The sequence below is a fragment of the Streptomyces yaizuensis genome (assembly GCF_034961445.1).
GTDB lineage: Bacteria > Actinomycetota > Actinomycetes > Streptomycetales > Streptomycetaceae > Streptomyces > Streptomyces yaizuensis.
In genome coordinates, this window is sequence record NZ_BSBI01000010.1 from 1 (window position 1) to 12,340 (window position 12,340).

The 12,340-nt window shown below is 73.2% G+C and carries 10 protein-coding genes and 1 tRNA gene; 4 read left to right on the plus strand and 7 right to left on the minus strand.

Annotated elements, in window-relative coordinates; all coding sequences use genetic code 11:
• Nucleotides 1-475: 475 nt before the first annotated feature.
• The 3 genes from SYYSPA8_RS22720 to SYYSPA8_RS22730 form a co-directional block, all read right to left on the minus strand.
• A complete protein-coding gene (locus SYYSPA8_RS22720; RefSeq protein WP_323449128.1) occupies nucleotides 476-1,192 on the minus strand; it encodes a nucleotidyltransferase family protein in 717 nt (238 codons plus the stop codon).
• 38 nt (nucleotides 1,193-1,230) lie between these two features.
• On the minus strand, nucleotides 1,231-1,647 hold the full coding sequence (locus SYYSPA8_RS22725) for a hypothetical protein (protein ID WP_323449129.1): 417 nt from the start codon (nucleotides 1,645-1,647) through the stop codon (nucleotides 1,231-1,233).
• Between the two features lie 213 nt (nucleotides 1,648-1,860).
• Complete coding sequence (locus tag SYYSPA8_RS22730; protein WP_323449130.1) at nucleotides 1,861-2,997, minus strand: ABC transporter ATP-binding protein; 1,137 nt, start codon at nucleotides 2,995-2,997, stop codon at nucleotides 1,861-1,863.
• A gap of 254 nt (nucleotides 2,998-3,251) precedes the next feature.
• Here SYYSPA8_RS22730 and SYYSPA8_RS22735 point away from each other — a divergent pair.
• Nucleotides 3,252-3,324 (plus strand) — tRNA-Thr (locus tag SYYSPA8_RS22735).
• A 97-nt stretch (nucleotides 3,325-3,421) separates the two neighbouring features.
• Nucleotides 3,422-5,551: a restriction endonuclease gene (locus SYYSPA8_RS22740; RefSeq protein ID WP_323449131.1), complete on the plus strand. Its 2,130-nt coding sequence runs from the start codon at nucleotides 3,422-3,424 to the stop codon at nucleotides 5,549-5,551.
• Nucleotides 5,552-5,778: 227 nt separating this feature from the next.
• On the opposite strand, the gene SYYSPA8_RS22745 is transcribed toward SYYSPA8_RS22740, so the two are convergent.
• The gene (locus SYYSPA8_RS22745) at nucleotides 5,779-7,176 is read right to left on the minus strand and encodes an NAD(P)/FAD-dependent oxidoreductase (RefSeq protein WP_323449132.1); all 1,398 of its coding nucleotides are present in this window, start codon (nucleotides 7,174-7,176) and stop codon (nucleotides 5,779-5,781) included.
• 102 nt (nucleotides 7,177-7,278) lie between these two features.
• Here SYYSPA8_RS22745 and SYYSPA8_RS22750 point away from each other — a divergent pair, with 102 nt between their 5' ends.
• Complete coding sequence (locus SYYSPA8_RS22750; RefSeq protein ID WP_323449133.1) at nucleotides 7,279-8,184, plus strand: aminoglycoside phosphotransferase family protein; 906 nt, start codon at nucleotides 7,279-7,281, stop codon at nucleotides 8,182-8,184.
• Nucleotides 8,185-8,189: 5 nt separating this feature from the next.
• Complete coding sequence (locus SYYSPA8_RS22755; RefSeq protein ID WP_323449134.1) at nucleotides 8,190-8,669, plus strand: GNAT family N-acetyltransferase; 480 nt, start codon at nucleotides 8,190-8,192, stop codon at nucleotides 8,667-8,669.
• Between the two features lie 141 nt (nucleotides 8,670-8,810).
• Here the strand turns inward: SYYSPA8_RS22755 and SYYSPA8_RS22760 are convergent, their stop codons facing one another.
• The 3 genes from SYYSPA8_RS22760 to SYYSPA8_RS22770 form a co-directional block, all read right to left on the minus strand.
• Entirely contained in the window at nucleotides 8,811-9,806 is a 996-nt protein-coding gene (locus tag SYYSPA8_RS22760; protein WP_323449135.1) for a zinc-binding dehydrogenase, read from the minus strand.
• 115 nt (nucleotides 9,807-9,921) lie between these two features.
• A complete protein-coding gene (locus SYYSPA8_RS22765; protein WP_323449136.1) occupies nucleotides 9,922-10,419 on the minus strand; it encodes a hypothetical protein in 498 nt (165 codons plus the stop codon).
• Nucleotides 10,420-10,590: 171 nt separating this feature from the next.
• Nucleotides 10,591-12,138 carry an alpha/beta hydrolase gene (locus SYYSPA8_RS22770; protein WP_323449407.1) on the minus strand — a complete coding sequence of 516 codons (1,548 nt, stop codon included), beginning with the start codon at nucleotides 12,136-12,138 and terminating at the stop codon, nucleotides 10,591-10,593.
• Nucleotides 12,139-12,340: the final 202 nt, after the last annotated feature.

Here is a 12,340-nt window from a genome sequence, read left to right on the forward strand (position 1 = left end):
GTGGCCGACCCGACCGGCTCTTGTTGCGTACGCTCGCCGCCCCCGAGGCGGTGAGCCCGGAGCCCCCGCGCCTCAAACGCCGGCGAGGCTGGATTTTTCCGGGTGATCGTCGGCGAGGTGGGTTTGTGCGGGTCGACCGCCGCGCGGGTGTGGTGCGGGTTGGTGGGGGCCTCCGGGCTCACCTCCTCGGGGTCGGCGGACCGAGGGCTTACGGTCCACGCAAGCCGGACTTCCCGCCGATCCCCTGCGGGGGCGACCCTGCACCCCCACCCACGCAGCCGACGAAGGCGACCGGTACCCCGAGCCGGGGGGAAGAAGGGGTGCGGGCCACCCCGTCGACACGGGCCAGGCAGCCGGACCCCCGGACGGGAGGCCGAGGCACCCGTACCGACACGGGCCGGCCACCGGAACCCCGGACGAGCGCACCGCACACGTACCGACGTGGGTCGGACAGCGCAAGGGCGCCGCGGCGGGGCTAGCGCTGGGAGAGTTCCTTTGCCGCCTCGGTCAGGTCCTTCGCCGTGTCGATGGCGCGCCAGTACGCCCCCTGCGGCAGCGGAAACCCGGCCAGCCGGCGGTCGCGGGCGAGCCCGGGGAACGTGGTGCGTTCGTGGTCGCCCTGTTCCGGGAGGAGGTCGGTGAAGGCGGGGGAGAAGACGTAGACGCCGGCGTTGATGAGGTACGGCGACGGCGGCGCCTCGATGAAGTCGGTGATGTGGCCGAACGCGTCGGTCTCGACGGCGCCCCACGGGATCCGGGGCCGGGCCAGCGCGAGGGTCGCGGTCGCGTCGCGCTCGGCGTGGAAGGCGGCCATCTCGCGCAGGGAGAAGCGGGTCCAGATGTCGCCGTTGGTGGCGTACCAGGGGAGGTCGGGGCGGGGCAGGCGGGCGGCCGCGTACTTGAGGCCGCCGCCCCGGCCCAGTGGCTCGGGTTCGACGACGGTGGTCACCCGCAGCGGCAGGTCGGCGCCCTCCAGCCACTCCTGGAGCACTTCGGCGAGGTGGCCGCAGGAGACGACCGCGTCGGTCACGCCCTCGGCGGCCAGCCAGGCCAGCTGGTGGCCGATGATCGGGGTCCCGGTCCCCGGGATCTCGACCATCGGCTTGGGGCGGTCGTCGGTGTACGGTCGCAGCCGCGAGCCCTGGCCGCCCGCCAGGACCACGGCCTGCGTCGGATACGTAGGCGTATGCATGCCGTGAACGATATGCGCAGCGGTACGGGACGGGCCCGTCAGCTCCCCCGCGACTCCTGGGCGACCCCGGCGGCGAACGACGTGTCGCAGACGGGCTTGGAGTACGCCTGGGCGCGGGTGGGGCCCAGGCGGTCGACGGCGGCGCGGCCCAGGGAGCGGGCGATCGAGCCGCAGTGGGGGGCGAGCGAGGGCCGGGCCTCGACCTCGCGCTGGAGGCGGGTGAGGGCCGTCCCGGGGCTCTTCTCCCGGAGTACGGTCAGCAGCTCGTCGCGGAGGACGTCCTGCGGCGTGCGCTGCTGCGCGGGCGAGGTCGCGTTCTGCGCGGAGCCGAGGAGTTGCGGCCCGCTGGGTCCGGCCCACGGGATGCTGGCGACCGCGAGGGTTCCGGAGAGCACCAGGACGACGGGCAGAACGAGGGCGAGACTACGGCCGATTCGGCGTGCTGAGTGGGTCACGCGGTGAGCGTAGCGGCCGGTAACGCGATGGCGACATTCAGTCACTCACCCGGGGGATCGTTCGAGGGAATCTTTCGAATGCCGGGTTGACGGCGAATCCCGAAATAGCGGGGCAGAGAGGGGATTTGGCGTCCCGGTGGGGCGGGGTGCCGGGGCGGGGAAAGCGGAACGGCCCCGCGGGAGCCGCGGGGCCGTTCCGTCGTCCTGGGGGCGTCAGCCGGTCAGACGCTCGCCGGTCGAGGTGGAGAAGACGTGGATCTCGTCCGGGCGCGGCACGACGTGCAGCTCGGTGCCCTTGTCCGGCACGGAGCGGCCGCCGACGCGGACGACCAGGTCCTTGTCCTCGCCGCTGACCTTGGAGGAGCCGTACACGAAGCCGTCGGAGCCCAGCTCCTCCACGACGTTGACCAGGACGGCGAGGCCGGCCGGGGCGTCGGAGGAGTCCTTGGTGAGGGCCTTGGCCGCCGCGCCGCCGTGCTCGACCACGTCGAAGTGCTCGGGGCGGATGCCGACGGTGACCGTCTTGTCGCCGCGGTCGGCGGCGGCGCTCAGCGCCTCGCGGGAGACCGGGACGACGCTGTTGCCGAACTTCACGCCGCCGTCGGTGATCGGGACCTCGATCAGGTTCATCGCGGGCGAGCCGATGAAGCCGGCGACGAAGAGGTTGGCCGGGCGGTCGTACATGTTGCGCGGCGAGTCGACCTGCTGGAGCAGACCGTCCTTGAGGACCGCGACGCGGTCGCCCATGGTGAGGGCCTCGGTCTGGTCGTGGGTGACGTAGACCGTGGTGATGCCCAGGCGGCGCTGGAGCGACGCGATCTGGGTACGGGTGGAGACGCGGAGCTTGGCGTCGAGGTTCGACAGCGGCTCGTCCATGAGGAAGACCTGCGGCTCACGCACGATGGCGCGGCCCATGGCCACCCGCTGGCGCTGGCCGCCGGAGAGCGCCTTCGGCTTGCGGTCCAGGTAGGGGGTGAGGTCGAGGATCTTCGCGGCCTCTTCGACCTTCTTGCGGATCTCCGCCTTGTTGACGCCGGCGATCTTGAGCGCGAAGCCCATGTTGTCGGCGACGGTCATGTGGGGGTAGAGCGCGTAGTTCTGGAACACCATGGCGATGTCCCGGTCCTTCGGCGGCAGGTGCGTGACGTCGCGGTCGCCGATGCGGATGGCGCCCCGGTTCACGTCCTCCAGGCCGGCGAGCATGCGCAGCGAGGTGGACTTGCCGCAGCCGGAGGGGCCGACGAGGACGAGGAACTCGCCGTCCGCGATCTCGATCTCCAGCTCGTCGACGGCGGGCTTCTCGGTGCCCGGGTAGATCCGGGTCGCCTTGTCGAACGTAACGGTAGCCATGGCGGGTACATCCCTTCACCGGCAGGAACGTGCCGGACGATCCGAGTAAAGGATTGGTGTAGTCCACTCGGGTGAACTGAGGGTGACGGTACCCGGCCTTTTCCCTTCTGTCAGTAACAGGAAGGGAACGAGATGCGCGGAATGCGGGAGAGGCCCGTCGCCGGGCTTCCTTACCCGATCTTCATGGCCTCCGTAACCCGCCGCTGTGTAGAGTGGTCATCTCCGCGCACGGGTCCGGGCGGGCCCCGCGCGATGCCGCCTTAGCTCAATTGGTAGAGCAGCGATCTTGTAAGTCGCAGGTCGTCGGTTCGATTCCGACAGGCGGCTCGGTCTCAGCAGTGTCCCGGCCCCTTCCGGTCCGGGACACTGGCGTTTTCGGGATGCGGTACGGGCCGGTGGGGCGGCCCGGTGGGGAGGGCGCGGGATGGGTCGGGGCTCGTCGAGCGGTTTGATCGGGGCATGGGCCGAGGCCCAGCGGCGCCAGCAGCGGGAGCGCGAGGCCCAGGCGCGCGCGCTCCAGCGGGAGCGGCGGGAGCGTGAGCGGCAGCAGCGGGCGTACGAGCGGGACATGGCCCGCCACCACCGTGAGCAGCAGGCCGCCTACAAGCGCAGCCGCGAGGCGGACGCGCAGGCCAGGACCGGGGAGATCGAGGCGCGGGTCGCCGAGCTGTCGGGGCTGCTGGCGGCCGGCTGCCGGGGCGGGGTCTTCGGCTCGGCGTCGCTGACCCGGATCGAGTACGTCGAACCGTTCGCGCCGGGGCCGCTGGAGCATCCCGTACCGATGCCGGATCCCGCGTACTACCGTCCCCAGGGCGGCGGTTGGACGGCGCGGGCCCGGGAGCGCGCCGAGTGGGAGGCGCAGGAGCGCTACCGGCACGATCTGGCGCTGGCGCGGCAGGCCGACGGGCAGCGGCTGGCGCAACTCGCCGAGTACCGGCGGCAGTACGACGCCTGGGCGGGGGAGCGGCGCGCCGAGGTCCAGCGGCACAACACGGGCGTGACGCGGCTCCTGGACGGGGTGCGCGGGGGTGAGCCCGACGCGGTCGTGGAGTACTTCTCGGCGGCGCTGTACGCGTCGTCCGAGTGGCCCGAGGCCATGCCCCGGCGGCTGTCGGCGGCCTTCGACCGGGCGGCGGCCCAGCTGGTGCTGAGCTGGGAACTGCCCGGTTTCGACGTGGTGCCGGCCGCGCGCTCGGTGCGGTATGTCGCCACGTCGGACCAGCTCAAGGAGGTCGCCCGGCCGGTGGCGCAGCGCCGGGCGCTCTACCGGGACGTGCTGGCGCAGTCCCTGCTGCTGGTGCTGCGGGATCTGTTCGCCGCCGACGAGTGGGGTGTGCTGGGCTCGGTGGCGCTCAGCGGTTTCGTGGACGACGTGGATCCGGCCACGGGCCGGCATGCCGAGGTCGTCCTCGGCGCGGTGACGGTGGCGCGCGAGGACTTCACCGGGCTGCGGCTGGAGCAGGTGGGTGCGGTGGAGTGTCTGGAGGGGCTGCGCGGCCGGCTGTCGGCGAAGCCGGACGCACGGGCGGCGGTGCGCCCGGACCGGCTGCCGGGGGATGTGGGCGCGGAGGTGTTCTCGCAGGGCGACGGCGATCATCCGGATCTGCTGGTGATGGACCCGGTGGAATTCGAGGGCCTGGTCGCGGAGTTGTTCCGGGCCCGGGGGATGCGGGCGGTGACGACGACGCGGTCCAACGACGGCGGGGTGGACGTCGAGGCGTTCGACCCGGACCCGATCAGCGGTGGCCGGATCATCGTCCAGGTGAAGCGGTACCGGCACACGGTCCCGCCGACGGCGGTGCGCGATCTGTACGGGACGGTGCAGGACGCGGGCGCCAACAAGGGCGTACTGGTGACGACGTCGGGCTTCGGCCCCGGCTCGTACACCTTCGCCCACGGCAAGCCGCTGACGCTGATCTCCGGTACGGATCTCGTGGAGCTGCTGGGGCGGCACGGGCTGCGGGGGCGGCTGGGTCCCGCGCCCGGCGGGCCGGACGCGCGGCCCGTGCCGGGGCCCGGGGAGCCGGAGGCGGCGGACCTCGCCCCGGCGCCCGAGGACGCCGGGGACGGCGGGGCCAATGTGCTGGGGATGGTCTGGGCGGGTCCGGTGGCGCTGGACGTGTGCGCGCTGGTCTGCCGGTACGACCGGGTGCTGAGCGAGGCCCACTTCGTCTTCTTCAACAACGAGTCCACGCCGGACGGTTCGGTGCGCGCGGTGCGGCCGTCGGCGGGGGACCGGGCGGCGATCCGGGTCGACTTCGACGCGCTGCCGGCGCGCGCGGACCGGCTGGTGCTGGTCGCCGCGGTGGACCCGGAGGTGGATCCGTCGGCGGACCTCGCCGGTTTCACGGGGGCGGGGATCGTGCTCCGGGACGCCGGGGGCGCCGAGCTGGACCGGCTGACGGTCTCGGACGGGCGGGCCGGGGAGACCGCGCTGGTGCTGGGCTCGTTCCGGCGCCGGGCGGGTGGCGACTGGGAGTTCGTGGTCGGCGGCAAGGGGTATCCGGGAGGGCTGCCGGTGCTCGTGGGGGAGTACGGCATCGAGGTGGAGTAGCCGGCCCCGTGCCCGGTGGACAGGTGCGCGGGCGGTACGGGTCGGCGCACCGCCGGCAGCTCCACCGTCCCCCGCACCGGGTGCCCCTGGGTGAGCACCGGGTACGCCCGGGGGCCTCCAGGACGAGCCGCCGGGCCCGTCGAACGTCGCTCTGACCCGGCTCCCGCGCCCCGCCCAGGAAGCCTCCGTTCAAGGAGTCCCCGCCCAAGGAGCCCCCGCCCAAGGACTCAGTGCCGGCCCGAGACCCGGTCCGCCAGCCGCGCCACCCGGTCCGTGCGCGCCGAGCGCCCCGCCGACTCCCGCCGGTCCGCGCCCCGGTACGCCGCGTACATCGCCTGCACCCCCAGCCAGCGCAGCGGCTCCGGCTCCCAGCGGCGCACCCGGTGGTTCACCCACGGCAGCGCGGTCAGCTCCGTCGCGCCCGCCTGCCCCGAGTCCCGCTGGACCAGATCGCACAGCGTGCGCCCGGCGAGATGGGCCGTCGCCACCCCGGAGCCCACATAGCCGCCGGCCCAGCCGAGCCCCGTGGACCGGTCCAGGGTGACCGTCGCGCACCAGTCCCGGGGCACCCCCAGCACCCCCGACCAGGCGTGGTCGATCCGTACCCCCGCCGTCGTCGGGAAGAGCCGGACCAGCATGTCCGTGAGCGCCCGGACGGTCGCCTCCTGGGTGCGGCCGTCGTTGTCCGTCCGCGAACCGAAGCGGTACGGGACGCCCCGCCCGCCGAGCGCGATCCGGCCGTCCGCCGTGCGCTGGGCGTAGACGTACGCGTGGGCCATGTCGCCCAGGGTCTCGCGGCCCTCCCAGCCGATGGTCTCCCACACGTCGTCGGGCAGCGGCTCGGTGGCGATCATCGAGGAGTTCATGGGGAGCCAGTCCCGCCGCCGGCCCTTGATCCCGGCGGTGAAGCCCTCGGTGCAGCGCAGGACGTACGGGGCGCGGACGGTGCCGTACGGGGTGACCGCCCGCCGGGGCCGGATCCCGGTCACTGGGGTCGACTCGTGGATCGTGACGCCCAGCCCGGCCACCGCCCCGGCCAGGCCCCGCACCAGCTTCGCCGGGTGCAGCCGGGCCCCGTGCGGCGTCCAGGTCGAGGAGACGGCCCCGGCGACCCGGATCCGTTCGGCGGTCTCCCGGGCCCCGTAGCGGACCCGGTCGCTCTCGCCGAACGCCCGCTCCTGCTCGTGGAAGGCCGCCAGCCGGGCCGCCTGCGCGGGGGAGCGGGCCACCTCCAGCACCCCGCCGTGGTGGATGTCCGCGTCGATGCCCTCCTCGGCGGCGACCCGGATCACGTCCGCGACCGTCCCGTTCATCGCCCGCTGGAGCCGCACGGCCGCCTCCCGGCCGTGCAGCCGGGCGTAGCGGTCCCGCCCCGCGATCCCGTTGTACAGCCAGCCGCCGTTGCGGCCGGAGGCCCCGTAACCGCAGAACGCGGCCTCCAGTACGACGATGTCGAGGGAGGGCGCGGCCTTCTTCAGGTAGTACGCCGTCCACAGGCCGGTGTAGCCGCCGCCGACGATGCAGACGTCCGCCGTGATGTCACCGGGCAGCGGTTCCCGGGGCACGGGCAGCCCGTCCCGCGCGTACCAGAACGCGATGCCGCCGTTGACGGTGTTCCTGACCATGGTGTCCCTGAGGGCTCGGGGGCTGGGTGGGGCCGACTGTACGCAAGGTTCGCCCCGGGGAGAACGGGTCAGCCGGAGCGGTCCGTTCCGTAGGCTCTGGACATGGTGGAGATCCCCGAACTGCTCGCGTTTCGCCAGCTCACGTACGGAGGAGAGGAGGGACGCGCCTTCATCGCCGCGCTCCCCGCACGGACCGCGCGCTTCCTGGCGGAGTGGGACCTGCGGCCCGCCGGCCCGGTCATGCACGGCTGGGCCGCGCTCGTCCTGCCGGTGGAGCGGGCCGACGGCACCCCCGCGATCCTCAAACTCCAGGCCCTCACCGACGAGACCGGGGGCGAACCGGACGCCCTGCGCGCCTGGGACGGCGACGGCGCCGTACGGCTGCTGCGCGCCGACCGGGAGACCGGCACCCTGCTGCTGGAACGGCTGGATCCCGGCCGCACCCTCCTGGACGTGGCGGATGTCCGGGACGCCGTACGGATCATCGCGGAGCTGCTGGCCCGGCTCACCGACCGGCCCGCGCCTCCGGGGATGCGGAACCTCGGCGACATCGCCGCCCGCATGCTGGACGAGGCCCCCCGGGCGCTCGCGCTCCTGACCGACGCCCGGGAGCGGCAGCTGATGCTCGACTGCGCGGCGGCGCTGCGGGAGGTCGCCGGCGAGCCCGGGGACCGGCTGCTGCACTGGGACCTGCACTACGAGAACGTGCTCGGGGCGGACCGCGAACCGTGGCTCGCCATCGACCCCAAACCGCTCGCCGGGGACCCCGGGTTCGAGCTGCTGCCCGCGCTCCGCAACCGCTTCGAACCGGCCGACGTGCTGTGGCGCCTGGACCTGATGACCGAGGTGCTGGGACTCGACCGGGAGCGGGCCGCGGCATGGTCGCTCGGCCGCGTACTCCAGAACACGCTGTGGCACATCCACGACGGCGAACGGCGCCTGGAGGAGGAGCAGGAGGCCATGGCACGGATATTGCTGGCGCGCCGGCCTGCCCTTCGGCGACGCTGAGTGCCATGATCCGCACCGCTGAGCCCCATGACGTCCCCGAGATCCACCGCATGATCCGCGAACTGGCGGAGTACGAGAAGGCCCCGCACGAGGTGCGCGCGAGCCAGGAGCAGCTGCGCGAGGCGCTCTTCGGCGAGCGGCCCGCCGCGTACGCGCACATCGCCGAGAGCGACGACGGCGAGGTGGCCGGATTCGCACTGTGGTTCCTCAACTTCAGCACCTGGCGCGGGACGCACGGGGTGTATCTGGAGGATCTGTATGTCCGTCCCGGGCTGCGCGGCGGCGGCCACGGCAAGGCGCTCCTGACCGAGCTGGCACGGATCTGCGTGGCGCGCGGGTACGAGCGGCTGGAGTGGTCCTGCCTCAAGTGGAACGAGCCGACGATCGCGTTCTACCGCTCGCTGGGCGCCCGCGAGCAGGACGAGTGGTCGGTGTTCCGGCTCACCGACGGGCCGCTGGCGGCGCTGGGGGCCCCGGCGGAGTGAGCAGGGGGGCAGGGAGCCGGGCGTCCCCGGCGCGCCCGGCTCCCTGCCCCCGGTCCCGGCACCCCGGTCCCGGCGCCCCGGTCCCGGCGCCCCGGTCCCGGCGCCCCGGGGCCGTTGCTCCCCGTGGCGCCGGGACACCCCTCACGGCACCAGGACGACCTTGCCGATGGTGCCGCGGTTCTCCAGCGCCCGATGGCTCGCGGCGGCCTGCGCGAGCGGGAAGCGCTGCACCGCCGGGCGCAGCGGCCCGCCGGCGGCCTCCCGCAGGGCCCGCTCCTCCAGGGCGCGCAGCCCGCCGCCGCGCTCCATCATCCGGGGGCCGAGGATCATCTCGGAGGTGACGCCGCGCGCGGCCTGCTCCTCCTCGGTGTACGTGAGGGGCTCGCCGTCGTGCAGCCGCTCCCCGGCCCAGCCGTAGACGACGTGGTGGCCGCCCTGGCCGAGCAGGTCGACGGCGGCGCGGGCGGTGTCTCCGCCGACCGCGTCGAAGACGGTGGTGGCGCCGCGCCCGCCGAGGAAGTCGCGGACCTGCGCCGCCCAGTCGTCCTGCCGGTAGTCGACGGCGAGGCCGGCGCCGTTCGCCCGGACGTGGGCGACCTTGGCCGGGCCGCCCGCGAGGCCGACGACCGTGGCCCCGGCGTGCTTCGCGTACTGGGTGATCAGGGTGCCGAGGCCGCCGGCGGCGGCGGTGACGATCACGATGCCGTCCGGTCCGGGCTCCGCGTAGCCGAGGATCCCCAGGGCGGTACGGCCGGTTCCGATCATGGCGACGGCCTCGTCCGCTCCGAGTCCGTCGGGCAGTTCGTGCAGCCGCTCCGCGGTGGTGACGGCGCGTTCGGCGTAGCCGCCGGGGGCCATTCCGAGGTGGGCGACGACCCGCTTGCCCAGCCAGGACGGGTCGGTGCCCGCGCCGACGGCGTCGACGGTTCCGGCGACCTCGCGGCCGGGGACGGTGGGCAGCGGTACGGGCTCCGGGTACGGGCCCGTACCGCCCTCGCGCAGGGCCGTGTCCAGGACGTGGACGCCGGCGGCGGCGACGGAGATCCGTACCTCGCCGGGGCCTGCCACCGGGTCCGGGACCTCCTCGTAGCGGAGGTTCTCGGCGGGCCCGTAGGCGTGGAGTCGGATGGCGTGCATGGCGGATCCCCCTGAGCGCGGTGGTCTCGGTGACGGACACCAGCCTCCGACCTCGATCAAGGTTGAGGTCAAGCCCTGCCGCTTGCCCAGGCCGGCGGCCGGGGCGGCAGGGGCGTCAGACCCGGGGGAAACGGGCCTGGAGATCCCAGATGACGGGATTGTCGGCCAGGCCCTCGTGCAGATCGGTCAGGTCCGCGATCAGATCGTGCAGGAAGTCCCGGGCCTCCCGGCGCAGCTTCCCGTGGTTGAAGGTGAGCGGCGGCTCGTCCTGGCGCATCCAGTCGGCCTCCACGTCGACCCAGCCGAACCGCCGCTCGAAGAGCATCCGGTCCGCCGACTCCGTGAAGTCCAGCTCCGCCCGCTGGGGCACGGAGGCGCGGCTGCCCCGGGGGTCGGCGTCGATCCGTTCGACGATGTCGCACAGCGCCCACGCGAAGTCGAGCACCGGCACCCATCCCCAGGCTGTGGAGATCTCCCGGTCGGCCTCGGTGTCGGCGAGGTAGACGTCGCCGCAGAAGAGGTCGTGCCGCAGGGTGTGGGTGTCCGCCTCGCGGTAGACGGTCTGCGGCGGGTCGGGGAAGCGGGGGGAGAGGGAGTAACCGATATCCAGCACTCCCCGATGCTCCCATGCCCCGGGGCCGCCGCCCGCCGCCCGCCGCCCGCCGACGGCCGGGGCACACCGTCCGCGTACGGCCGCGTACGGTCGCGGGCAGGCGAGGGCCCGGGGGCCGGTGGGGCCCCCGGGCCGTCGGTGAGCGGTCAGCGGGTGATCAGAAGTGGATGATCAGAAGCGGTGGGGCAGCTGCGGCAGCGGGTTCGGGAGCCTGTCGGCCGGGGCCGACTCCTTGCCCGAGCGCGGCACCGGGGCCGTGCAGGTGGTGTCCTTGGCCGGGAGCTTCCCCGTGAGCAGGTAGTTCGTGGTCAGCTTGTCGGCGCAGGTGCTGCCACCGAAGAGGTAGACGCCGTGGCCCTGGCCGTTCTTCACGGAGACCAGCTTGGAGCCCTTCAGCGCCTTGCGCATGCCGACACCGGCCGCGTACGGGGTGGCCGGGTCCCACTCGTTCTGGAGGATCAGCGACGGCACCCGGTTGTTGATGGTGATCGCGGGCTCGACGGACTTGTCCCAGAACGCGCAGGGCTTGATGTTGGACGTGAAGTCGCCGTACAGCGGGTAGCGGGCCTTGTCGCGGACCGCGTCCTTGCGGTACTGCTCCGTGTCACGCGACCAGGCGGCCGAGTTGTCGGCGCAGACGACGGACCAGAAGGACGCCTCCACGTTGTCCAGCGTCTGCATGGGCCGGAACGACGGCCGCTCCTGCTGCCGCGGGATCGTGACCGATGCCCGCCGGCCGGGCGTGGCCGCGGCCTTCTTCAGCTCGACGACCCTGTCGGCGGCCGCCGTGACGTCGAAGAAGGTCGCGCGCAGGTCGTTGCGGATGTCGTCGCCGTTGTAGGGCTCGCCGTCCACGATGATCGGCTTGCGGTCGGCCTGGGCGATCAGGTCCCACCACGCCTTGGTGACCTGGGCCTCGGTGCTGCCCAGCCCGTAGCGGGCGTCACGGGCGGCGGTCCAGGCGGCCCACCGCTTGAACGCGGGCTCGGTGCCCTCCGCCCAGATCTGGATCATGCCGCGCCAGGTCAGCTTCGGGTCGACGGCGCTGTCCAGCACGAACCGGCCGGTCTTGGCCGGGAAGAGCTGCGAGTAGACGGCCCCGAGGTGCGTCCCGTACGAGTAGCCCACGTAGTTGAGCTTCTTCTCGCCGAGGACGATCCGCAGGATGTCCATGTCGCGGGCGGTGTTGCGGGTGGTGATGTACCGCAGCTTCTCGCCCTGCTTCTTGCGGCACTTGTCCGCCACGCCCTTGGCCCAGGCGACGTCCTTGGCGAACGTCTTCGCCTTGTACGGGCGCGGCCACTGGGCGTCGCTCTCGTTCAGCCCGCAGGCGACGGGCGAGCTGGCGGCGACGCCCCGGGGGTCGAAGCCGATCAGGTCGTACCCGTCGAGCAGCTGCTTCGGCATCAGCTCCTTCATGAACACCGGCATGTCGAGACCCGCGCCGCCGGGGCCGCCCGGGTTGAAGAGCAGCACGCCCTGGCGCTTGCCCTTGACGCTGGTCTTCCACCGGGAGACCGCTATCTCCAGCTTCTTGCCGGCGGGCCGCTTGTAGTCCATCGGGACCTTCAGCATCGCGCACTGGAAGGCGGCGGGAAGATCCGGCGCACACCTCTTCCACGTCGGCTTCTGCTTCTCGTACGAGGCCAGCGGGCCCGGTTTGGGCTGGGGTGCCGCTGTGGGGGCCGCCGTGGCGATACCGGGCGCCAGCGACGCCATCAGGCCGACCGCCAGCAGAGGTACGAGTCGTCGTTGCACGTGGAGTCCTTCCGGACGGATGTTCGGTCAGGGACGACCCTTTCGTTTCGGTCGGGGCGGGGAATCCGCCGGACAGCCGGACTTCCGCTACGTCTCTGGGAGGAGTCGGGAGGGCCGAATCGTCCTTGGGACGTACCAACTCCGCTTTATCCAGCCCTTATCG

Excerpts from the sequence above, each read along its gene's own strand:
- SYYSPA8_RS22720 (WP_323449128.1), bottom strand. The coding sequence starts at position 1,192 with ATGCATACGCCTACGTATCCGACGCAGGCCGTGGTCCTGGCGGGCGGC.
- SYYSPA8_RS22730 (WP_323449130.1), bottom strand. The coding sequence starts at position 2,997 with ATGGCTACCGTTACGTTCGACAAGGCGACCCGGATCTACCCGGGCACC.
- SYYSPA8_RS22740 (WP_323449131.1), top strand. The coding sequence starts at position 3,422 with ATGGGTCGGGGCTCGTCGAGCGGTTTGATCGGGGCATGGGCCGAGGCC.
- SYYSPA8_RS22745 (WP_323449132.1), bottom strand. The coding sequence starts at position 7,176 with ATGGTCAGGAACACCGTCAACGGCGGCATCGCGTTCTGGTACGCGCGG.
- SYYSPA8_RS22750 (WP_323449133.1), top strand. The coding sequence starts at position 7,279 with ATGGTGGAGATCCCCGAACTGCTCGCGTTTCGCCAGCTCACGTACGGA.
- SYYSPA8_RS22755 (WP_323449134.1), top strand. The coding sequence starts at position 8,190 with ATGATCCGCACCGCTGAGCCCCATGACGTCCCCGAGATCCACCGCATG.
- SYYSPA8_RS22760 (WP_323449135.1), bottom strand. The coding sequence starts at position 9,806 with ATGCACGCCATCCGACTCCACGCCTACGGGCCCGCCGAGAACCTCCGC.
- SYYSPA8_RS22770 (WP_323449407.1), bottom strand. The coding sequence starts at position 12,138 with ATGGCGTCGCTGGCGCCCGGTATCGCCACGGCGGCCCCCACAGCGGCA.